The sequence below is a fragment of the Arthrobacter sp. 01T414 genome, assembly GCF_056398965.1.
The window spans coordinates 92,758-113,681 of the sequence record NZ_JBFTQK010000002.1 but is presented as its reverse complement, the minus strand read 5'-3'; the positions used below and the strand labels follow the sequence as shown (position 1 = coordinate 113,681).

The following is a 20,924-nucleotide window of genomic DNA, read 5'->3' as shown; positions in this document are numbered from 1 at the left end:
GTGCCTGTTCCGGTGCTCACTTGCCGTCCACCGCCCGGAGCTCGGCTGCGACATCCTGTTCGGACTGCAGCTCTGCCTTGAACGCCTCGTAGCGGGCCAGGTGGACGGGCCTGCGGCGCAGCACGAACCATGCGGCGCCGAGCACGAGGAACCACACCGGAGTCACCAGCAGCGCCGCCAGCGTGTCGGGCTGGGTGGTCAGGGTCCAGAGCACGAAGGCGAAGAAGGCGAAGACAACCCAGACCATGGGAACGCCGCCGGGCATTTTGAACTTGGATGAGTCATGCAAACCGGGACGGCGACGGCGGAACGCTACGTAGCTGGCGAGGATGATCGACCAGACAAAGATGAAGCAGACCGCGGAAACGGTGGTGACCATTTCAAAGGCCTTGCCGATGTTCTCCCCCGCGTACATGAGCACGACGCCGGCCAGCAGCAGCACGCAGGACAGGAAGAGTGCGTTCTGCGGAACCTTGCGGCGGGACAGGTCGCCGAAGCGTGCCGGCGCGTCACCTTCCTGGGCCAGGCCGTAGACCATGCGCGAGGTGGAGTAGATGCCGGAGTTGGCCGAGGACATCGCCGAGCTGAGGACCACCAGGTTGACGACCGTGGCGGCCGCGCCGAGGCCGGCCAGGGAGAACATGGCGATGAATGGGCTGTGTCCGGCGGCGAACTGGGTCCACGGGATGACGGACATCAGGATGATGAGGGCGCCGACGTAGAAGAGGAGGACGCGCACCGGGATGGAGTTGATGGCGCGGGGCAGGTTCTTCTCCGGGTCCTTGGCCTCTGCCGCCGTCGTGCCCACCAGTTCGATGCCCACGAAAGCGAACACGGCGATCTGGAATCCGGCCACGAAGCCCATGAACTCATTCGGGAAGAAGCCGCCATGGCTCCAGAGGTTGCTGAAGGTTGCCGGTCCGGCCTCGGAGCTGAATCCGCTGAAGATCATGAACAGGCCCACGACGATCAGCGCAGCGATGGCGATGATCTTGATGAGGGCGAACCAGAACTCGGTCTCACCGAACGCCTTCACCGTTGTCAGGTTCAACAGCAGCAGGATCGCAATGGTGACCAGCCCCGGGATCCAGAGGGGCAGTCCCGGCCAGAGTTCCTGGGAGTACCCGGCGATGGCAATGACGTCTGCAATGCCGGTGATCACCCAGCAGAACCAGTAAGTCCACCCGGTGAAGAACCCGGCCCAGGGACCCAATAGATCTGCCGCGAAATCGCTGAACGACTTGTAGTGCAGGTTGGACAGGAGCAGCTCGCCCATGGCCCGCATGACGAAAAACAGCATGAAGCCGATAATCATGTAAACGAAGATCACCGACGGGCCGGCCGCCGAGATGGTCTTGCCCGAGCCCATGAACAGGCCGGTGCCGATGGCGCCGCCGATCGCGATGAGCTGGATGTGCCGGTTGCTGAGCTGCCGCTCAAGGTGCGGGGCTTCGACTGCGGTAGTGGGTGGTCGCTGAATCGTCATGAGGAACTCCATCGTTCAAGTGGCATCGGTGCCACGATGATTCGGGTTCCTCCCCGCTCTGTCTTGGACCTGAGAGTTTCCGCGTTTCCTGCCCCCGCAGGAACCGCTTGCACCTTCGGTGAGCCGGACGCCGTCCGGCTGCTTTCCAGAGTCGCCTCGCCGCGGCGGTACATGGGCCTGAGAGATTCCTGGGGAGGATTTGCTCCTACGGCGCCTGCTGAATGTACCGGCAGGACTCTCCCGCCGCAGATCGTAAGCATGTTGATTTTGTTGTGGTGCGGAAGGCGCAGTGGCGGGGAGATCAACCCCGCTCCACCACCGGCCGCAACCGAATTCCGCGCCTCCGGGAATCCCCGGATCCGCAGAAATACTGGCCATCTGTTCCGTCCGGAACATTGCTTGGCCGATCCAGTGTGGGATGGATCACGCTGGAAAGTCAACCCCGTCGAATTGTTTCGTCGCACGGCGCCGCCGTGTTGCCGGGTGCSGGGATTGCGTGTAGCGTGTGAGCCGAATCACCACATTCGAATACGCCTTTCGAGCCGTGGCGGGAGAGTCCTCCCCGTCATCACCGGGCAGGCGCCGTAGGAGCAAATCCTCCCCAGGAATCTCTCAGGCCCCCGTACCGCCGCGGCGAGGCAACTCTGGAAAGCAGTCAGGCACGTTCCTGGCTCACCGACGGTGCAAGCGGACAAAGGTCTGCGGAATCTCTCAGGTCCAATACAGAGCGGGGAGGAACCCGGTCCCCTCCGGCGCGTTGCGTCGGCCAAACCTTGGAGTTCCTCTTGACGGTTCAATCTCTTCCATCCAATTTCGCCGATCGCCATATCGGCGCACGCCGCCAGGCCGACGTCGACACCATGCTGAAGGCTGTCGGCTACGACAGCGTTGACGGCCTGGTTGATACCGCCGTTCCCGATTCCATCCGCCAGGATGTTCCCCTGCGATTGACCGATGCCCTCAGCGAGGTGGAGGTCCTGGCCGAGCTGCGCAGGATCGCCTCCAGGAACAAGACGGCCGTGCAGATGATCGGGCAGGGCTACTACGACACCGTGACCCCCGCCGTGATTCGCCGGAACATCCTCGAAGCTCCGGCCTGGTACACCGCGTACACGCCCTACCAGCCGGAAATCTCGCAGGGCCGGCTGGAGGCGCTGTTGAACTTCCAGACCATGGTCCAGGACCTCGTCGGCCTGCCGATCGCCAACGCCTCGCTGCTGGACGAAGCCACCGCCGTCGCCGAGGCCGTGCTGCTGATGCGCCGGGCCAATAAGGACAAGGCGGCCAGCGGCGGCAAGACCGTCCTCGACGCCGACTGCCTCCCGCAGACCATCGCGATCGTCAGGGGCCGCGCCGAGGCCCTTGGCTTTGAGGTCGAGGTCGCTGACCTGTCCAAGGGCCTGCCCGACGGCGACATCAACGGCATCGTGCTGCAGCAGCCCGGCGTTTCCGGCCGCGTCTGGGACCAGTCCACGGTCATTGCGGACGCGAAGGAGCGCGGCGCACTCGTCACCGTCGCCGCTGACCTGCTGTCCCTGACCCTGATCACCCCTCCCGGTGAGCAGGGCGCCGACATCGCCGTCGGCTCCACCCAGCGCTTCGGCGTGCCGCTGTTCTTCGGCGGCCCGCACGCCGCGTACATGGCCGTCCGGGCCGGGATGGAACGCACCCTGCCGGGCCGCCTCGTGGGCGTGTCCAAGGACAACGCCGGCGCCCCCGCCTACCGGCTGGCGCTGCAGACCCGCGAGCAGCACATCCGCCGCGAGAAGGCCACGTCCAACATCTGCACCGCCCAGGCGCTGCTGGCCATCGTCGCCTCGTTCTACGCCGTCTACCACGGCCCGGACGGACTGAAAGCGATCGCCGACAACGTCCACAACAACGCCCGGGTTCTCGCCACCGCACTGGAAACGGCGGGCCGCGAACTGCTCAGCGGGTCCTTCTTCGACACCCTGACCGTCCGCGTCCCCGGCAAAGCCCGCAAGGTCATCACCGCCGCGGAAGCCCGCGGCATCAACCTGCGCTTCATCGACCCGGACACAGTTGGCGTGTCGGTCGATGAGACCACGACGCCGGAAGTCCTCTCCGCGGTGGCCGTGGCCTTCGGTGCCGGCCCGGTGAGAGAAGCGAACGGCTTTGAGCTGCCGGAAGCGGTGCTGCGCACCTCGGATTACCTGCAGCACCCGGTGTTCAACACGCACCGCTCCGAGACCCAGCTGCTGCGCTACATCCGCCGCCTCTCGGACCGCGACCTGGCCCTGGACCGAACCATGATCCCACTGGGTTCGTGCACCATGAAGCTGAACGCCACGGCCGAAATGGAAGCCATCTCCTGGCCGGAATTCGCCTCCATCCACCCCTTCGCACCCGAATCCCAGACGGCGGGCTGGCGCGAACTGATCGAGGACCTCGAAGCCCAGCTGACCGAGATCACCGGCTACGACCAGGTCTCCATCCAGCCCAACGCCGGCTCCCAGGGTGAGCTCGCCGGGCTGCTCGCGATCCGCGGCTACCACCTCTCCCGGGGTGATGACCAGCGCAATATCTGCCTGATCCCGGCCTCCGCGCACGGCACCAACGCCGCGTCCGCGGTGCTGGCCGGCATGAAGGTCGTCGTCGTGGCCACCGCCTCGGACGGCACGATCGACCATGCCGACCTGCAGGCCAAGATCGAACAGCACAAGGATGCCCTCTCGGCGATCATGATCACCTACCCGTCCACGCACGGGGTGTACGACGCCGATGTCCGTGAGGTTTGCGACGCTGTCCATGCAGCCGGCGGCCAGGTGTACGTTGACGGTGCCAACCTGAACGCCCTCGTCGGCCTGGCCCAGCCCGGCCAGTTCGGCGGTGACGTCTCGCACCTGAACCTGCACAAGACCTTCTGCATCCCGCACGGCGGCGGCGGACCCGGCGTCGGACCGGTCGCGGCCAAGGCCCACCTGGCCCCGTTCATGCCCGGCAACGCGGCAGATCCGGCCAACGGCGCCGAGGGCACCCCGATCTCTGCCTCCCGCTACGGCTCGGCCGGCGTGCTGCCGATCTCCTGGGCTTACGTGAAGCTGATGGGCGGACAGGGCCTGACCGAGGCCACCAAGTCCGCGCTGCTCGCCGCGAACTATGTTGCCTCGAGGCTCAATGAGTTCTTCCCGGTGCTCTACACCGGCGAGGGCGGCCTCGTCGCGCACGAGTGCATCCTGGACCTGCGCGAACTCACGGCCAAGACCGGCGTGACGGCCGAGGACGTCGCCAAGCGCCTGATCGACTACGGATTCCACGCCCCGACGCTGGCGTTCCCGGTTGCCGGGACCCTGATGGTCGAGCCCACCGAGTCCGAGGACCTGGGCGAGATCGACCGGTTCATCGACGCGATGATCGCCATCCACGCCGAAATCGAACAGCTTGCGGCCGGCGACTTCACCTTGGCGGACTCCCCGCTGCGCAACGCACCGCACACTGCGGCCGCCGTCGTTTCCTCCGATTGGGACCGTGCGTACCCGCGCGAACAGGCCGCTTTCCCGGTCCACACCCTCAAGCAGGACAAGTACTTTCCGCCGGTCGGCCGGATCGACGGCGCCGCCGGTGACCGCAACCTGGTCTGCTCCTGCCCCCCGATCGAAGACTTCGAGAACTAAGGACTGACAATGACTGAGAATTACACCGCGCTCTACGAAGAGCATAAGAAGGCCGGTGCGTCTTTCACCGATTTCGGTGGCTGGCAGATGCCGCTCAAATATAGTTCCGAGCTGGCCGAACACCACGCCGTCCGCAACGCCGCGGGCCTGTTCGACCTCTCGCACATGGGCGAAGTCTGGGTCACCGGCCCGGACGCCGCCGCCTTCCTCGACTACGCCCTGGCCGGCAAGCTCTCGGCAGTCGCCGTCGGCAAGGCGAAGTACTCGCTGATCTGCCAGGAGGACGGCGGCATCATCGACGACCTGATCTCCTACCGCCGCGGCGACGAGCAGTACCTGGTGGTCCCCAACGCCGGCAACGCCAAGGTCGTGGCCGCGGCCCTGGCCGATCGCGCCGGTTCTGCCCAGGAAGGCGGTTTCGACGTCACCGTCGAGGACGTCTCGGACGAGACCTCGCTGATCGCCGTCCAGGGGCCGAACGCGGAAGCCATCCTGCTGGCCCTCGTCCCGGCCGCGCAGCACAGCCTGGTCACGGAACTGAAGTACTACGCTGCCGTCGAGGTCGGCTTCAACTTCGGCGGTGCCAGCAAGAACCTGCTGCTGGCCCGCACCGGCTACACCGGAGAGGACGGCTTCGAGATCTACGTCCCCAACGCGGACGCTCCGGCGCTATGGGAGACGCTGCTGGAGGCCGGCGCAGACCGTGGACTGATCCCTGCCGGGCTGGCGTGCCGCGACTCGCTGCGCCTTGAGGCCGGCATGCCGCTCTACGGCAACGAACTCTCCCGGAACGGCAACCCGTACGAGGCAGGGCTGGGCCCGGTGGTGTCCCTCGCCAAGGAATCCGACTTCGTGGGCCGCACGGCACTTGAGGCGCTGAAGGCCGGCGGCGCCGGTTCCACGACGGGCCGCAAGCTCGTGGGGCTCAAGGGCCTGGGCCGGCGCTCCGGCCGCAGCCACTATCCGGTCCTCAAGGACGGCAATGTCGTCGGCGAAGTCACCTCCGGGCAGCCGTCCCCGACGCTGGGCTACCCGGTCGCCATGGCCTACGTTGACGTCGAGTTCGCCGAACCCGGCACCGCCCTGGACGTCGACCTGCGCGGCAAGAGCGAGCCGTTCGAAGTCGTGTCACTGCCTTTCTACAAGCGCGAAAAATAGCTCCACAGGCGGTGAAACCGCCCCACATCGACTACAGATCAAACAGAAGGAAAAACACATGAGCAAGGTTGTTGCTGAACTGAAGTACTCCGCAGAGCACGAATGGGTTGCCGCTGACGGGTCGGGCCCGGCCGGCATCGGCATTTCCGCTGTGGCCGCAGATGCGCTGGGCGACATCGTTTACGTTGACCTGCCCGAGGTGGGCTCGTCGGTGACGGCGGGTGAGACCTGCGGTGAGGTTGAGTCGACCAAGTCGGTTTCGGATCTCTACGCCCCGGTGACGGGCGAGGTCACCGAGATCAACGACGCGGTCGTGTCCGATCCCGCGCTGATCAACAGCGATCCGTACGGCGCCGGCTGGCTGTTCAAGGTGGCCGTAGCCGAAGAAGGCCCGCTGATGTCGGCTGAAGAATACGCCGCAGCCAACGGCGGCGAGCTGTGAGCGGGGCGGGCGTCGCGACGGCGACGTTTGAGCAGGTTGTGTCCCCGTCGCTGGACGCGGAGCTGTCCGCCCTGGATCCGGAGATCGCCGCGCGGATCGACGCGGAACTCACCCGCCAGCGGGACGGGCTGGAGATGATCGCCTCGGAGAACCACACCGCGCGGGCCGTGATGCAGGCGCAGGGCTCGGTGCTGACGAACAAGTACGCCGAGGGCTACCCGGGCAAGCGCTACTACGGCGGCTGCGAGCACGTCGACGTCGTCGAGCAGCTCGCGATCGACCGGGTCAAGGCCCTGTTCGGCGCGGAATACGCGAACGTCCAGCCGCACTCCGGGGCGCAGGCGAACGCCTCGGTCATGCACGCCCTGATCCGCCCCGGCGACACGATCATGGGGTTGAACCTGGCCCACGGCGGGCACCTGACCCACGGGATGAAAATCAACTTCTCCGGCCGGCTCTACAACGTCATCCCGTACCAGGTCCGCGAGGATGACCACCGGATCGACATGGCCGAGGTCGAACGCCTCGCCCAGGAACACAAACCCCAGCTGATCGTGGCCGGCTGGTCCGCGTACGCCCGGCAGCTGGACTTCGCGGAGTTCCGCCGGATCGCCGACTCGGTCGGCGCGTACCTGATGGTGGACATGGCCCACTTCGCCGGACTCGTCGCGGCCGGGCTGCACCCCTCCCCGGTCCCGCACGCGCACGTCACGACCTCCACGACGCACAAAACCCTCGCCGGTCCGCGCGGCGGGATCATCCTCTCCAACGACGCCGAGATCGCCAAGAAGATCAACTCCGCGGTGTTCCCGGGCCAGCAGGGCGGCCCGCTCGAGCACGTCATCGCCGGCAAGGCCGTGGCCTTCAAGATCGCCGCGTCGCCCGAGTTCAAAGAACGCCAGGAACGCGTCCTGGCCGGCGCCCGGATCCTCGCCGAACGCCTGGTCCAGCCCGATGTCACCGCCAAAGGCATCACCGTGGTCTCCGGCGGCACCGACGTGCACCTGGTCCTGGTGGACCTGCGCGACTGCGAACTCAACGGCCAGGAAGCCGAGGACCGGCTCGCCGCGATCGACATCACGGTCAACCGCAACGCCGTCCCGTTCGACCCGCGCCCGCCGATGGTCACCTCCGGGCTGCGGATCGGCACCCCGGCCCTGGCCACCCGCGGGTTCGGCGAAGCCGCGTTCGCCGAGGTCGCGGACATCATCGCCGAGGCCCTGACCGCCGACGCCGGCGCGGACCTGACCGGGCTCCGCACCCGGGTCCAGGCCCTCGCCGCCGCCCACCCGCTCTACCCCACGGTCACCAACCTCGGCTAAGGGCGCACCGGTAGTTGGGCCCGTCGTGGCATTGGGGGCGACGGGCTCAACTACAGGCATTTGAATCATGACTACGTTAGGAACCGACCATGGCTGTTGGAGTCTTCGACCTTTTTTCCATTGGAATTGGGCCGTCCAGCTCGCATACCGTGGGCCCGATGCGGGCCGCGGCGGTCTTCGCCGAAGAACTCAAGGCCTCCGGGGACCTGGAGAAGGTCGCCTCGCTCCGGGTTGATCTCTACGGGTCCCTGGCCGCAACCGGGCACGGGCACGGGACGATGACGGCGATCCTGCTGGGCCTGGAAGGCTTCCACCCGGAACTGATCCTGCCCGCCGAGGTCGAGGAGCGGCTCGCCGCGATCGCCGAGACCGGGAAGCTGCAGCTGGCAGGGTCCGTGCAGTTGCCTTACGGGGTGAAGGACATGGTGCTGCGCCCGCTCACCGTCCTGCCCCGGCACACCAACGGGATGACCTTCACCGTCTCCGGCGCCGACGGCTGCACCCTGCACCGTGCGACGTTCTTCTCCGTCGGCGGCGGCTTCATCGTCCGCGAGGGCGAGGAGGACGCCGCGCAGCAGGAGCTCGATGACTCCATCAAGGAACTGCCGCTGCCGTTCCGCACCGCGGCGGAGCTGCTCGAACACTGCCGGCAGAGGGGCCTGTCGATCAGTGAGATCATGCTGATCAACGAACGCGCCTCCCGCACCGAGGAGGAGATCCGCGCGGGCCTTCTGCACATCTACGCGGTGATGGCCGACTGCGTCCAGACCTCGCTCAAGCGCGAGGGCCTGCTCCCGGGCGGGCTGAAGGTGCGCCGCCGCGCCCCGGACTGGCACGAACGGCTGATGAAGGAAAACCCCGGCCAGGACCCCGACTACCGGGACCCGAAGTACTGGCAGGAATGGGTCAACCTGATCGCCCTGGCCGTGAACGAGGAAAACGCCTCCGGCGGCCGCGTCGTCACCGCACCGACCAACGGCGCCGCCGGGATCATCCCCGCCGTCCTCTACTACGCCCTGCACTTTGCCCCCGGCATGGATCAGGCCACCCAGGCCGACCGCGACGAAACGATCGTGAAGTTCCTGCTCGCCGCCGGAGCCATCGGGGTCCTCTACAAGGAACAGGCTTCGATTTCCGGCGCCGAGGTCGGCTGCCAGGGCGAGGTGGGTTCGGCGTCGTCGATGGCGGCCGCCGGCCTGGCCGAAGTCATGGGCGGCACTCCGCAGCAGGTCGAGAACGCAGCGGAAATCGCGATGGAACACAACCTCGGCCTGACCTGCGACCCGATCGGCGGGCTCGTGCAGATCCCCTGCATCGAACGCAACGCGATCGCCGCCGCCAAAGCGATCAACGCCGCCAAGATGGCCCTCTGGGGCGACGGCTCACACCGCGTCTCCCTCGACGAAGTCATCATCACCATGCGCGAAACCGGCAAAGACATGTCCTCAAAATACAAGGAAACCGCCATGGGCGGCCTCGCCGTCAACGTCGTGGAGTGCTGAACCGCGGGCCGGTTCCAGCACCCACGCCCCGCCGGTTCGCCGGCGCCAACACGAAGGAAAGAACAATGACACTGGCACCAGAAGGCCGGAAGATGCTGCGGATCGAGCAGCGGAATGCGGCCACCCCGGTGGAACGGAAGCCCGAGTGGATCAAGGCCAAGGTCCAGATGGGCCCGGAGTTCGTCCAGCTCAAGAACCTGGTGAAGAAGGAAGGYCTGCACACCGTCTGTGAAGAGGCCGGCTGCCCGAACATCTTCGAGTGCTGGGAAGACAAGGAAGCGACCTTCCTGATCGGCGGCTCCGAATGCACCCGCCGCTGTGACTTCTGCCAGATCGACACCGGCAARCCCTCCCCCGTGGACATGTTCGAACCSACCAAGGTCGCCCGCTCGGTCCAGTCCATGGCCCTGCGCTACGCCACCGTCACCGGCGTCGCCCGCGACGACCTCGCCGACGAGGGCGTCTGGCTCTACGCCGAAACGGTCCGCAAGATCCATGAACTGAACCCCGGCACCGGCGTCGAACTCCTCATCCCGGACTTCTCCGGCAAACCCGAACACATCGCCGCGATCTGCGACTCCAAGCCCGAGGTCTTCGCCCACAACGTCGAGACCGTGCCCCGGATCTTCAAGCGCATCCGTCCCGCGTTCCGCTACGAACGGTCCCTGGACGTCATCAGCCAGGGCCGCAGCCACGGCATGGTCACCAAGTCCAACCTGATCCTGGGCATGGGCGAGACCCGCGAGGAAATCTCCGAGGCCCTSCGGGACCTGCACGAGGCCGGCTGCGACCTGATCACCATCACCCAGTACCTGCGCCCGTCCGAACGCCACCTCCCSGTGGACCGCTGGGTCAAGCCGCAGGAATTCGTGGACCTGCAGCAGGAAGCGGACGAGATCGGCTTCCTCGGCGTCATGTCCGGGCCGCTGGTGCGTTCCTCGTACCGCGCCGGCCGGCTCTGGGCCACCGCGATGCGCAAGAAGGGCTGGGAAATCCCCGCCGCCCTCGCCCACATCGAGTCCTCCGGCAGCACCCGCCAGGAAGCCAGCTCACTGCTCGCGGCACACTCCTGACAGACCCCTTCAACCATTGCCGCCCAGGGCCGGCACCGGAGCAATCCGGTGTCCGGCCCTGAGCCGTGCATCACGTAGAATTAAGGCACTATGGCGAATTTCCCTGACTCCAGCACGTCCACTTCCTCGGCCGACGAGCCGAAGCGTGGCCTTTTCTCCCGCAAGCCCAAGGTAGCCAAGGCCAAGAAGCCGAGCCGGCTGAAGCAGATCAGGGAAGTCTTCCAGATGACCCGCCGCCACGATCCGATGGTTCCGTGGCTCATGCTGCTGGCGTTCCTCGGCGTCGTCGCGGTCAGCTTCCTGGTCGGATTCCTGCTGGATAACTGGATCACGGGCCTGATCATCGGCATTCCGCTGGGCATCCTGGCCGCCACCCTGATCCTGTCCCGCCGCGCCGAGCGGGCAGCGTTCGCCCAGATCGAAAACCAGCCCGGCGCCTCCGGTGCCGCACTCGGCACCCTGCGCCGCGGCTGGATCACCGAGGACCAGCCGGTCGCCGTCAACCCGCGCACGCAGGACGCCGTCTTCCGCGCCATCGGACGCCCCGGCGTCGTGCTCGTGAGCGAGGGTCCCAGCCACCGGGTCAAGCCCCTGCTCGACGGTGAACGCAAGCGTCTCGCCCGCATCCTGCCCAACGTCACCATCCACGTGATCGAGAGCGGCCGAGGCGAGGGCCAGGTGCCGATCAGCCAGGTCGCCAAGAAGATGGGCAAGATGAAGAACGAACTGACCAAGACCGAGGTCAGCACCGTCTCGAAGCGCATCTCCTCACTCGGCAACCGCCTGCCGATCCCCAAGGGCATCGACCCGTACAAGGCCCGCCCGGACCGCAAGGCCGCCCGCGGCCGCTAGGGACCCGTTGGCTACAGCTTTCCCGGGGCGCCCCGGTTGCCGGCATCTTGCCGGGAGCCGGGGCGGTCCGCTTTAACCGGGCTTAGCCCTTTTTGTCCGACCCGTACGACGACGGCGCCTGCGCTCGGAGGCCGTCACCGCATCGACCGAATCCGGAGACTCCCACGTGAAACTACCTTCGAAAACCGCCGTGCTCAGGGCCTTCAAGATCCTGGCAGTTGCCGAAGCCTTTAGCTGGGCAGCGCTGCTGGTGGGAATGTTCCTCAAGTGGGTGCTGCGGACCACCGAACTGGGCGTCGAGCTTGCCGGGCCGGTCCACGGGGCATTCTTCATTGGCTACGGCCTGACCGCCCTGACGTTGTGGAGGCTGCAGCGTTGGCCGTTCCGGGTGGCCCTGTTCGCCGGGCTGTCCGCGGTGCTGCCTTTCACCACCATCTGGTTCGAGCGCTGGGCTGAGAAGCGCGGCTATCTGTCCGCCAAGGACGTTGCAACCGAACCGTTGCCGGCCCGGGCGTCGGCCGGGGTGTAGCTCCGCGCGGGTTCTCCCTGGTTTGGCGGCGGTTTGCCGGGCGGCCGGGCGCTTCGTCACGGGGCGCCGGCCCGGTCGCCACAGATGGCCGCTATGCACAGTGCGATAGCGGCCATCTACGGCAAACGGGGAAGGTTAGCCGCGCGGCGGGTGGGCCCGCGGCCCCTGACCCCGCCCGCCGCAGCTACCTTCGACGGCAGCTACATCCGGACGAGCACCGTGTTCATGGCCTTGTCGTGCAGGCCGCGGTGGTCCGGGTCGAAGATGACGGCAGGGATCACAAGGCAGAGCAGCAGGCTGCGGACCAGGCCCGCGAGCGGCCCCGCGGGACCACCGCCGAGCCGGATGACATGGATGCCCATGATCCGGTGCCCGATGCTGTAGCCCAGCGTCCCAACCAGCAAGGCCTGTTCGACGGCGAAGACCGCAAGGTTGGCCCAGGGGTTTCCCGCGAAGGCAAAGTTGCTGATCAGCAGGGCGATCCCCCAGTCGATGCAGATGGCCAGGATGCGCCGGCCCGCGCGGGCAATCGAGCCGGGGCCGGACTCGGGCAGTCCCAGCCGCTCCCCCGGGTACTTGGAGATGCCGGACGTGTCCGGTCCGCTGAGCCAGGAGCCTATGTCTTTGCGATCAACCACCCCACAAGCCTATCGGCTCCCGGCCGGGCGCCCGGCCTGTTCATCATTTGGACTTGGGGCGGTCACAGAGCGGACCCGGATAGGCCACACTGTGGACAGCGGCTAGCTTTAACACGTCAGCGCATTCTGTAACCTGCTTGAAACAAAGCGGACACCGTGGGGAAATCCCGTGTCCTTAGGGTGGTAACAGTTGCTAGCGGCATTGTGGGCGGGGTCAACACTGCGTTTACCCCGCCGTCGGACTGCGCTGGACCACACGGCCTGACGGCCAGATCTTTCATATGCGTAAGGAGCATAGATGTTCAAGACTGCGGACGAAGTCCTCAAGTTCATCAAAGACGAAGACATCAAATTCGTTGATATCCGCTTCACCGACCTGCCGGGCGTTCAGCAGCACTTCAACGTCCCCGCCAAGAGCGTAGACGCGGACTTCTTCGTTAACGGCCAGCTTTTCGACGGATCCTCGATCCGTGGCTTCCAGGGCATCGCCGAGTCGGACATGCAGCTCATCCCGGACGTTACGACGGCGTTCGTTGACACCTTCCGCATGGAGAAGACCCTCGCACTGAACTTCTCCATCGTGAACCCCCGCACGGGCGACCCGTACCACCGCGATCCGCGTGGCGTGGCCGAGAAGGCTGAGGCCTACCTGGCCTCCACCGGCATCGCCGACACCGCATTCTTCGCTCCCGAGGCCGAGTTCTTCGTCTTCGACAACGTCCAGTACCAGTCCTCCCCCCAGGGCAGCTTCTACAAGATCGACTCCGAGGAAGCCCACTGGAACACCGGCCGCGAGGAAGAGGGCGGAAACCTCGGCTACAAGACCCCCGTCAAGGGCGGTTACTTCCCGGTTTCCCCGACGGACAAGCAGGCCGACCTGCGCGACGCCATGTGCGTTGCCCTGGACGAGGCCGGCCTTGAGGTCGAGCGCAGCCACCACGAAGTCGGCTCCGCCGGCCAGGCTGAAATCAACTACAAGTTCACCACCCTGACCCACGCGGCCGATGACCTGCAGAAGTTCAAGTACGTCATCAAGAACACCGCCGATGCCTGGGGCAAGTCGGTCACCTTCATGCCGAAGCCGGTCTTCGGTGACAACGGCTCGGGCATGCACTGCCACCAGTCGCTGTGGAACGGCGGCGAGCCGCTGTTCTACGACGAGAAGGGCTACGCCGGCCTGTCCGACACCGCCCGCTGGTACATCGGTGGCCTGCTGAAGCACTCCTCCGCCGTCCTGGCCTTCACCAACCCGACGGTGAACTCCTACCGCCGCCTGGTCAAGGGCTTCGAGGCTCCGGTCAACATGGTCTACTCGCAGGGCAACCGCTCCGCCGGTATCCGTATCCCGATCACGGGCTCGAACCCGAAGGCCAAGCGCATCGAGTTCCGCGCGCCGGACCCCTCCTCCAACCCGTACCTGGCCTTCGCGGCCCAGCTGATGGCCGGCATCGATGGCATCCGCAACCGCATCGAACCGCCGGCTCCGATCGACAAGGACCTCTACGAGCTCCCCGCCGAAGAAGCCAAGGACATCCCCAAGGCCCCGGGCACGCTCGAGGAAGCCCTGGAAGCCCTGGCCGAGGACAACGAGTTCCTGCAGGCCGGCGGCGTCTTCACCCAGGACCTGATCGACACCTGGATCGAGTACAAGTACGAGAACGAGATCCGTCCGCTTTCGCTGCGCCCGAACCCCTACGAGTTCGAGCTCTACTACGGCGTCTAGCCGGAACACGCGGCCACGCCGGGCCTAGCCCGGACCGGTCCGCCAATCCGGTGACAGAAAAGGCCGGCCCGGGGTTTAACCACCCCGGGCCGGCCTTTCGTTTGCCCCGTGCACTTTCCACGTTCGCGGCTACGCTTGGTCTTAGGAACTCCATCGAGGAGCGGTGATGTCCCGGTTCCGAAGCTTCATCCATCGGCACCTAGTGGCCGACGACCCGGCGCCGGGCTATTCGCGCCTGGACCGGTACGGCGGTCTGGGGCAAACGGCCGCCGGCGGGACCGCGCCGGACGGCGGAGCAAATCCCGGCCCTGCAGACCGTTCCGTCGCGGATGCCGAGGCCGAGGCTCTCGCCTCGATCGAGGAACGTCTCACGGCGGAGGAGAATGCCGGCGTTGCGGCCGGGCAGTCCATCCGCGACCGGCGCTACCTCCTCGCCCTCGTTGCGCAGCAGCGCGCCCAACTGGAGCGGGTGGAGGAACTGGCGGCGTATCTGGACAGCCGCGCTCCGGGCGACAAGCACTACGCCTGGCTCCTCCGCGCAGCGCTCACCCCACCCGAGGACGAAACCGGGTTCAAAACCCCCGGTACATGATCCGCTGCGGGCCGGCGTCGCCGCCGAGGTACTGCCCACGGTCCTCGAAGCCCGCCTTGCGGTAGGCGGCCTGTCCTGCAGGGTTGGCCTCGTTGACGGAGAGGACGACGCCGCGCTGGTCTCCGCCGAGCGCCGTCGTGAGCCGGGCTGCCTCCCGCACGGCCGCGGCCGCTGCGGCCGCACCCAGTCCCCTGCCCTGCTGCCGCCGGTCCACGAGGAAGCCGCGCAAAAGCCAGGCGGACTCGTCGTCGTACCAGCCGGCGGCGCGTGCGGCCCCGGCCTGCAAGGTGGCCACGCCGACGGCCGAGCCATTGGAATCCATCACATAGGGAAAGCGGCTGGCCTCCTCGAGGCCCAACAGCATCATCCGCAGCGGATCCCCGACGAACTTCCTTTGTCCCTGCCCAAGCTCCAGGCCCGCGACCTCGCCCAGCTTGATGTCCCGGGCGTCGTCGTCGAGGTTCTTGAGGCTGATCAGCCAGACGTGTGCAGACATAAAGAGAAGCGTATCCAACGCCGGGCCGCCCCSCTGTCGGGGCGGCCCGGCGTCACACACCTAGAGGACCTTGGAGAGGAACTCCCGGGTGCGCGCCTGCTGCGGGTTGCCGAACAGCTCCTCCGGGGCGCCCTGCTCGCAGATGACGCCGTCGGCCATGAACAGCACCCGGTCGGCCACTTCGCGGGCGAACCCCATCTCGTGGGTGACCAGCACCATCGTCATGCCTTCGCGGGCCAGGTCCTTGATTACCTGCAACACCTCCCCCACCATCTCCGGGTCCAGCGCGGAAGTTGCTTCGTCGAAGAGCATGATGTCAGGGTTCATGGCCAGGGCCCGGGCGATCGCCACGCGCTGCTTCTGGCCGCCGGACAGCGACGCCGGACGTGCGTCCGCCTTCTCTGCGAGGCCGACGCGCTCCAGCAGTTTCAAGGCGTTGGCCCGTGCCTCGTCCTTGCCCTGCTTCTTCGACTCCACCGGCGCCAGCATGATGTTCTCGATCACGGACATGTGCGGGAACAGGTTGAAGTGCTGGAAGACCATGCCGATGTGCCGGCGGACCTCGTTGATGTCCACCTTGGGGTCCGTCACGTCGAAGCCGTCCACGGTGACGTGGCCGCCGGTGATGTCCTCAAGCTTGTTCAGGCAGCGCAGGAAGGTTGATTTGCCGGAGCCGGAGGGCCCGATCACGCAGACCACCTCGCCCTCGGCGACCTCGGCGTTGATGCCCTTGAGGACTTCGTTGGCGCCGAAGGACTTCTTCAGCTCCCGGACGGTGATCTTGCTGGGTGCAGTGACTGCCGTGCTCATTTGTTGAACCTCTTATCCGCAACGTTGGCCAGCTTGGTCAGCAGCATGATCACCACGAAGTACAGGACCGCGACGATCAGCAGGGTTTCAGTGATCCGGAAGTTTCCGGCGTAGATCTGCTGGCCCTGGTAGAGCAGCTCGGCGAAGCCGATGGCCAGCAGCAACGAGCTGTCCTTGAGCATGATGATGAGCTGGTTGATCAGGGACGGCGTCATGATCTTGAAGGCCTGCGGGACCACGACTTTCTGCATGGACTTCGCGTAGCCCAGGCCCAGGCTGCGGCTGGCTTCAAGCTGGCCCGGATCCACGGACTGGATAGAGCCCCGCACGATTTCGGTGATGTAGGCGCCGGCGTTGAGGCTCAGGGTGAGCACACCGGCCACCCAGATGTCGATCGGCTGGCCGGTCAACTGCGGGATGCCGAAGTAGAAGAAGAAGGCCCAGACCAGCAGCGGGGTCCCGCGGAAGATGCTGACGAAGGTCGTGGCGATCCCGCGCAGCAAGACGCTCGTGGAGATCTTCAGGAACCCCATGAAGACGCCGATCAGCATGGCCAGGGCGAAGGAAATGGCGGTGACCAGGACAGTGTTCCCGAGCCCCTTCATGAGGGCCGGGAAGCTGCTGGCCAGCAGGTCCCAGAAGCTGGACGGGGCGGCCTGCGTGGGGTCCTTGAGGTATTTGTCCAGGATTTCCTGGTACTTGCCGTTGGACTTCAGTTCGGCCAGGCCGGTGTTGAAGGCCTTGAGCAGTTCCGGGTTTTTGCCCTTGTTGACGGCGAAGCCGTAGGAGCCGCCCTTTTCCTTCTCGGACACGGCCTTGAGGCCGTTGTTCTGGCTGATGCCGTAGGCCAGCACCGGGTAGTCGTCGAAGACGGCGACGGCGTTCCCGGACTTCACGAGCTCGTACATGGTGGCGGACTGGTCCAGGGACTTGACCGTGAAGCCGTACTTGCCGGAGATCGACTTGGCGAACGTCTCGCCTTCGCTGCCGGTCTTGGCGGTGACGGTCTTGCCCTTGAGGTCCTCGTAGCCCTTGATGTCCTTGTTCGACTTGGCCACGGCCATTTGAACGCCCGATTCGAAGTACGGGTCGGAGAAGTCGTAGATCTGCTTGCGCGGCTCGGTGATGGACATGCCGGCGATCACGCCGTCGACCTGGTTGGAGGACAGTGCCTGCAGGGCAGCGTTGAAGCCGAGCGATTTGATCTCGACGGTGAATCCCTGGCTCTTGGCGATCTCACGGATGATGTCCATGTCGATGCCGGTCAGTTCACCGCCCGCGTCACGGAATTCAAACGGTGCGAACGTGGTGTCCGTGCCGATGACGAAGGTCTTTCCGGAGGCGCTCGACGGCGCGGCGGCCGGTTGCGCCCGGTAGACGGACTGGTGCGCGGCGCTGGGCGCGTCCGCGGGCTGGTGGGATGCGCCTGCGGCTGTGGCCGCCGAGGCACCGAAAAGCATGGCGGCGAAGGCCAGCAACGCTCCGATGACCGTGGCCGTCCGCGGCCTGGCGGCCCCGGTCTGCTGGAGTCTGGGCAAGGTAAACAACCCCTAGGTAAGTGCGGCAGCCGGCCCGGAGGACCGGCAAAGTACCCTCCGAGGCTACCCGCATTTGACGGGCGGCGAGATAGATGTCGGCCCGCGGGCCTACTGGCCGTAGAAGACGCGCTCGAAGACGGCCCGTGCACGGCGGCTCAGCCGCAGGTAGTCCTCCTCGAGCTCGGCGGCGTTCCCGTGCCCGTAGCCGCACCAGCGGGCCACGGCTTCGAGGTCCCGGCGCGAGGACGGAAGCAGGTCCGAGGCGCGGCCGGTCCAGATCACGTTGGCGGACCGGATCCGGCTCGCGAGCCGCCAGGCCCGCAGCAGCAGCACCACTTCGCCTGCCTCCAGCAACTCCAGTTCGCCGGCGGCTTCGAGGGCCTCCACCGTCGAGGTCGTGCGCAGTTCGGGGTGCCTGCCAGCATGGCGAAGCTGCAGGAGCTGGGCGAGCCATTCGACATCGCTCAGGCCGCCGCGGCCCAGTTTCAGGTGCCGGGCCGGGTCCGCGCCGCGGGGCAACCGTTCCGACTCCATCCGGGCCTTGATCCGCCTGACCTCGCGGACATCCTGGTCAGTAATCGCGTCCGGATAGCGGATGGGATCGATCATCGCCAGGAAGTCGGCGGCGAGTTCGTCGTCGCCGGCCATCGGCCTGGCACGCAGCAGCGCCTGCGCCTCCCAGATGAGGGACCAGCGGCGGTAATACTCGGCGTAGGACTCAAGCGAGCGCACCATCGGCCCGTTCTTGCCTTCCGGCCGCAGGTCCGCGTCCACCATCAGCACGCGTTCGGCCAGGATGGCAGGCTTGAGCGGCTGGGTCAGCAGGCTGGAGAGCTTGCCGACGATCCGGGCGGCCTGCTGTTGCGCCTCGTCTTCCGGCACGCCGGGCAGGCCGCGGTGCACGTACATGACGTCGGCGTCGGAGCCGTAGCCGATCTCGCGGCCGCCCTGGCGCCCCATCGCCACCACCAGGACCCGGGTCTTAAGCGGTTCCCGGGCGGACACCACCGTCTCGGCCACGCGGAGGGCACCGAGCATGGCGGCACGGTCGGTATCGGCCAGGGCCGCTCCCACCTGGTCTTGGTCCAGCAGCCCCGCGCTGTCCGCGATGGCGATCCGCAGGATCTCGCGGCGCCGGATCAGCCGGATCAGGCGCATGGCACTCTCCGGATCCGAATGCCGGGACATCTTGGAGGTGATCTCCAGCCACTGCGCCTCGTAACTGAGCGGCACCAGGTCCTTGTCCGAGCCGAGCCAGGCCACCGACTCCGGCGAGACCTCCAGCAGGTCCGAGATGAGCCGGGAGTTGGAGAGCACGTGGCAGAGCCGCTCGGCCGCCGCCGTCGAATCGCGCAGCAGGCCGAGGTACCAGTGCGTGGTGCCGAGCGCCTCGCTGACCCGGCGGAAGGCGAGCAACCCGCCGTCGGGGTCCACGCCTTCGGCGAGCCAGCCGAGCAGGATCGGCAGCAGTTGGCGCTGCAGGGCGGCTCGCCGGCTCACCCCGGCGGTGAGTGACTCGATGTGCCGCATGGCCCCGGGCGGATCCAGGTAGCCGAGCGCGGCAAGCCGGCCCTGCGCGGCCTCGGGCGTGAGCCTGGCCTCCTCGCTGCTCAGCGCGGCGGCGGTATTGAGCAGCGGCCGGTAGAAGATGCGCTCGTGCAGTTCCCGGACGGAACGCTTCGTCTGGCGCCACGTCTTCAGCAGCGCGTCCGGGTGCGGGCGTTCGTCGGAGAACGGGCCCAGGACCGCCTTGGCGAGGGAACGCAGCGACGCTTCCTTGACAGGCATCAGGTGCGTGCGGCGCAGCTGGAACAGCTGGATCCGGTGCTCGAGCAGGCGCAGGTAGCGGTAGTCGCGGTCGAACTCCTTGGCGTCCGAGCGTCCGATGTACCCGCCGGCGGAGAGAGCCGCGATGGCCGAGGTGGTGTCCCGGCAGCGCAGCGATTCGTCCGATTTGCCGTGCACCAGCTGGAGCAGCTGGACGGTGAATTCGACGTCGCGCAGCCCGCCGCGGCCCAGTTTGATCTGCCGCTGCTCCTCCTCGGCCGGGATGTGTTCGGTGACCCGGCGGCGCATCGAACGGACCGACTCGACGAACCCTTCGCGGCCCGCGGAGGACCAGATCAGCGGGGCGACAGCGGCCTCGTACCGGGCACCGAGTGCGGCGTCGCCGGCGATGGTGCGGGCCTTGAGCAGCGCCTGGAATTCCCAGCTTTCCGCCCACCGGGCGTAGTAGCTCTCGTGCGAGGCCAGGGTGCGCACCAGTGGCCCGGATTTGCCCTCCGGCCGGAGGTTCGCGTCTACCTCCCAGAGCCCCGGCTCACGGCTGGTGGACATGATGGCCCGTGATATGCCCGAGGCCAGGGCGGTGCCGATGGTGTTGGCCCGGGAGTCTTCCAGCGCGCCGGGATCGATCACGTAGATGACGTCGACGTCGGAGATGTAGTTCAGTTCGCGGGCGCCGCACTTGCCCATCCCGATCACGGCCAGCCCGACGTCGGCCACCTCCGGCGCGCCGAACTGCTCGGCCGCCTCGGCCCGGGACACGGCCAGGGCGGCTTCGATCGCGGCACCTGCCAGGTCAGCCAGTTCGGCGCCGACGGCCGGCATGAAGTCCAGCGGATCGGCGGCGCAGAGGTCCTTGATGGCGAGCTCCACGAGCCCCCTGCGGTAGGCCGTGCGAAGGGCGGCGTAGCCTTCCTGCCCGGTCAGCACCGCAACCGGGCGGGCGGCCTTCGGGTCAGCGCGGACGGACTGCAGCAGCCGGGTGCGCAGCGCGGCGGCGTCTGCCGCCTGCGGCTCGGGGCTCGCCGTGGTGTGGAAGGCGTCCAGGTGTTCCGGGTGCCGGATGAGGAATTCGCCCAGCGCCTCGGAAGCGCCCAGCACCCGGTAGAGCGGTTCGCTGCGGTCCGGCTCCGCCGCGGCAAGTTTCCGCAGGTCCGGGTGTTTTTCGATCAGCCGGACCAGGGACTGCAGCGCCGTGTCCGGGTTGGCGGCCAGCTGAAGCCCTGCGAACAGCGCGTCCTCGTCCAGGCCCTCCAGCTCGGTGGCGGCCAGGAACCGCTCGCCCTTCTCCAGGTCGTTGAAACCCGCGGCGATGAGGCGCCGTGCCAGGCTCATAGCGGCCG

Annotated in this window: 16 protein-coding genes and 2 riboswitches; of the genes, 10 read left to right on the top strand and 6 right to left on the bottom strand. The window is 67.0% G+C overall.

The genetic code is table 11. The features are described from left to right. Positions 1–16: 16 nt before the first annotated feature. Complete coding sequence (locus AC1DK9_RS06005) at positions 17–1,486, bottom strand: amino acid permease (protein WP_476915307.1); 1,470 nt, start codon at positions 1,484–1,486, stop codon at positions 17–19. 155 nt (positions 1,487–1,641) lie between these two features. Then, positions 1,642–1,739: riboswitch (glycine riboswitch) on the bottom strand. A 285-nt stretch (positions 1,740–2,024) separates the two neighbouring features. Beyond that, positions 2,025–2,124, top strand: a riboswitch (glycine riboswitch). Positions 2,125–2,259: 135 nt separating this feature from the next. Between AC1DK9_RS06005 and gcvP the strand changes: the two genes are divergently transcribed. The 8 genes from gcvP to AC1DK9_RS05965 all read left to right on the top strand — a co-directional run bounded on the left by gcvP (position 2,260) and on the right by AC1DK9_RS05965 (position 11,999). Then, positions 2,260–5,121 carry an aminomethyl-transferring glycine dehydrogenase gene (gcvP, locus tag AC1DK9_RS06000; protein WP_476915306.1) on the top strand — a complete coding sequence of 954 codons (2,862 nt, stop codon included), beginning with the start codon at positions 2,260–2,262 and terminating at the stop codon, positions 5,119–5,121. Between the two features lie 9 nt (positions 5,122–5,130). Next, complete coding sequence (gene gcvT, locus AC1DK9_RS05995) at positions 5,131–6,279, top strand: glycine cleavage system aminomethyltransferase GcvT (protein WP_476915305.1); 1,149 nt, start codon at positions 5,131–5,133, stop codon at positions 6,277–6,279. Between the two features lie 58 nt (positions 6,280–6,337). Then, positions 6,338–6,721: a glycine cleavage system protein GcvH gene (gene gcvH / locus AC1DK9_RS05990; protein WP_476860536.1), complete on the top strand. Its 384-nt coding sequence runs from the start codon at positions 6,338–6,340 to the stop codon at positions 6,719–6,721. Then, positions 6,718–8,043, top strand: a complete 1,326-nt coding sequence (gene glyA / locus AC1DK9_RS05985; protein WP_476915304.1) for a serine hydroxymethyltransferase — start codon at positions 6,718–6,720, stop codon at positions 8,041–8,043. Before gcvH ends, glyA begins: the two co-directional genes overlap by 4 nt. An 89-nt stretch (positions 8,044–8,132) precedes the next feature. Next, positions 8,133–9,545, top strand: a complete 1,413-nt coding sequence (locus AC1DK9_RS05980) for an L-serine ammonia-lyase (RefSeq protein WP_476915303.1) — start codon at positions 8,133–8,135, stop codon at positions 9,543–9,545. Positions 9,546–9,610: 65 nt separating this feature from the next. Continuing rightward, entirely contained in the window at positions 9,611–10,618 is a 1,008-nt protein-coding gene (lipA, locus tag AC1DK9_RS05975; protein WP_476915302.1) for a lipoyl synthase, read from the top strand. A gap of 90 nt (positions 10,619–10,708) precedes the next feature. After that, positions 10,709–11,470 carry a DUF4191 domain-containing protein gene (locus tag AC1DK9_RS05970; protein WP_476863557.1) on the top strand — a complete coding sequence of 254 codons (762 nt, stop codon included), beginning with the start codon at positions 10,709–10,711 and terminating at the stop codon, positions 11,468–11,470. A gap of 166 nt (positions 11,471–11,636) precedes the next feature. Then, on the top strand, positions 11,637–11,999 hold the full coding sequence (locus AC1DK9_RS05965; RefSeq protein ID WP_476863558.1) for a DUF3817 domain-containing protein: 363 nt from the start codon (positions 11,637–11,639) through the stop codon (positions 11,997–11,999). Between the two features lie 200 nt (positions 12,000–12,199). On the opposite strand, the gene AC1DK9_RS05960 is transcribed toward AC1DK9_RS05965, so the two are convergent. Beyond that, on the bottom strand, positions 12,200–12,637 hold the full coding sequence (locus AC1DK9_RS05960; RefSeq protein ID WP_476863559.1) for an RDD family protein: 438 nt from the start codon (positions 12,635–12,637) through the stop codon (positions 12,200–12,202). Positions 12,638–12,935: 298 nt separating this feature from the next. Here AC1DK9_RS05960 and glnA point away from each other — a divergent pair, with 298 nt between their 5' ends. Beyond that, complete coding sequence (gene glnA, locus AC1DK9_RS05955) at positions 12,936–14,360, top strand: type I glutamate--ammonia ligase (protein ID WP_476863560.1); 1,425 nt, start codon at positions 12,936–12,938, stop codon at positions 14,358–14,360. 166 nt (positions 14,361–14,526) lie between these two features. Further along, positions 14,527–14,952 (top strand): hypothetical protein, encoded by a 426-nt coding sequence (locus tag AC1DK9_RS05950; RefSeq protein ID WP_476863561.1) that lies wholly within the window; start codon positions 14,527–14,529, stop codon positions 14,950–14,952. Here AC1DK9_RS05950 and AC1DK9_RS05945 read toward each other — a convergent pair. The 4 genes from AC1DK9_RS05945 to AC1DK9_RS05930 all read right to left on the bottom strand — a co-directional run bounded on the left by AC1DK9_RS05945 (position 14,933) and on the right by AC1DK9_RS05930 (position 20,916). Then, on the bottom strand, positions 14,933–15,448 hold the full coding sequence (locus AC1DK9_RS05945) for a GNAT family N-acetyltransferase (RefSeq protein ID WP_476863562.1): 516 nt from the start codon (positions 15,446–15,448) through the stop codon (positions 14,933–14,935). The two genes, AC1DK9_RS05950 and AC1DK9_RS05945, sit on opposite strands and share 20 nt — an antisense overlap. A gap of 60 nt (positions 15,449–15,508) precedes the next feature. Beyond that, the gene (locus tag AC1DK9_RS05940) at positions 15,509–16,258 is read right to left on the bottom strand and encodes an amino acid ABC transporter ATP-binding protein (RefSeq protein WP_476863563.1); all 750 of its coding nucleotides are present in this window, start codon (positions 16,256–16,258) and stop codon (positions 15,509–15,511) included. Then, positions 16,255–17,718: an amino acid ABC transporter substrate-binding protein/permease gene (locus tag AC1DK9_RS05935; RefSeq protein WP_476915616.1), complete on the bottom strand. Its 1,464-nt coding sequence runs from the start codon at positions 17,716–17,718 to the stop codon at positions 16,255–16,257. The genes AC1DK9_RS05940 and AC1DK9_RS05935 overlap by 4 nt, the downstream gene beginning before the upstream one ends. Before the next feature lie 186 nt (positions 17,719–17,904). After that, positions 17,905–20,916, bottom strand: a complete 3,012-nt coding sequence (locus tag AC1DK9_RS05930; RefSeq protein ID WP_476915301.1) for a bifunctional [glutamine synthetase] adenylyltransferase/[glutamine synthetase]-adenylyl-L-tyrosine phosphorylase — start codon at positions 20,914–20,916, stop codon at positions 17,905–17,907. Positions 20,917–20,924: the final 8 nt, after the last annotated feature.

Excerpts from the sequence above, each read along its gene's own strand:
- AC1DK9_RS06005 (WP_476915307.1), bottom strand. The coding sequence starts at position 1,486 with ATGACGATTCAGCGACCACCCACTACCGCAGTCGAAGCCCCGCACCTT.
- gcvT (WP_476915305.1), top strand. The coding sequence starts at position 5,131 with ATGACTGAGAATTACACCGCGCTCTACGAAGAGCATAAGAAGGCCGGT.
- gcvH (WP_476860536.1), top strand. The coding sequence starts at position 6,338 with ATGAGCAAGGTTGTTGCTGAACTGAAGTACTCCGCAGAGCACGAATGG.
- AC1DK9_RS05980 (WP_476915303.1), top strand. The coding sequence starts at position 8,133 with ATGGCTGTTGGAGTCTTCGACCTTTTTTCCATTGGAATTGGGCCGTCC.
- AC1DK9_RS05970 (WP_476863557.1), top strand. The coding sequence starts at position 10,709 with ATGGCGAATTTCCCTGACTCCAGCACGTCCACTTCCTCGGCCGACGAG.
- glnA (WP_476863560.1), top strand. The coding sequence starts at position 12,936 with ATGTTCAAGACTGCGGACGAAGTCCTCAAGTTCATCAAAGACGAAGAC.
- AC1DK9_RS05950 (WP_476863561.1), top strand. The coding sequence starts at position 14,527 with ATGTCCCGGTTCCGAAGCTTCATCCATCGGCACCTAGTGGCCGACGAC.
- AC1DK9_RS05945 (WP_476863562.1), bottom strand. The coding sequence starts at position 15,448 with ATGTCTGCACACGTCTGGCTGATCAGCCTCAAGAACCTCGACGACGAC.
- AC1DK9_RS05940 (WP_476863563.1), bottom strand. The coding sequence starts at position 16,258 with ATGAGCACGGCAGTCACTGCACCCAGCAAGATCACCGTCCGGGAGCTG.
- AC1DK9_RS05935 (WP_476915616.1), bottom strand. The coding sequence starts at position 17,718 with ATGCTTTTCGGTGCCTCGGCGGCCACAGCCGCAGGCGCATCCCACCAG.
- AC1DK9_RS05930 (WP_476915301.1), bottom strand. The coding sequence starts at position 20,916 with ATGAGCCTGGCACGGCGCCTCATCGCCGCGGGTTTCAACGACCTGGAG.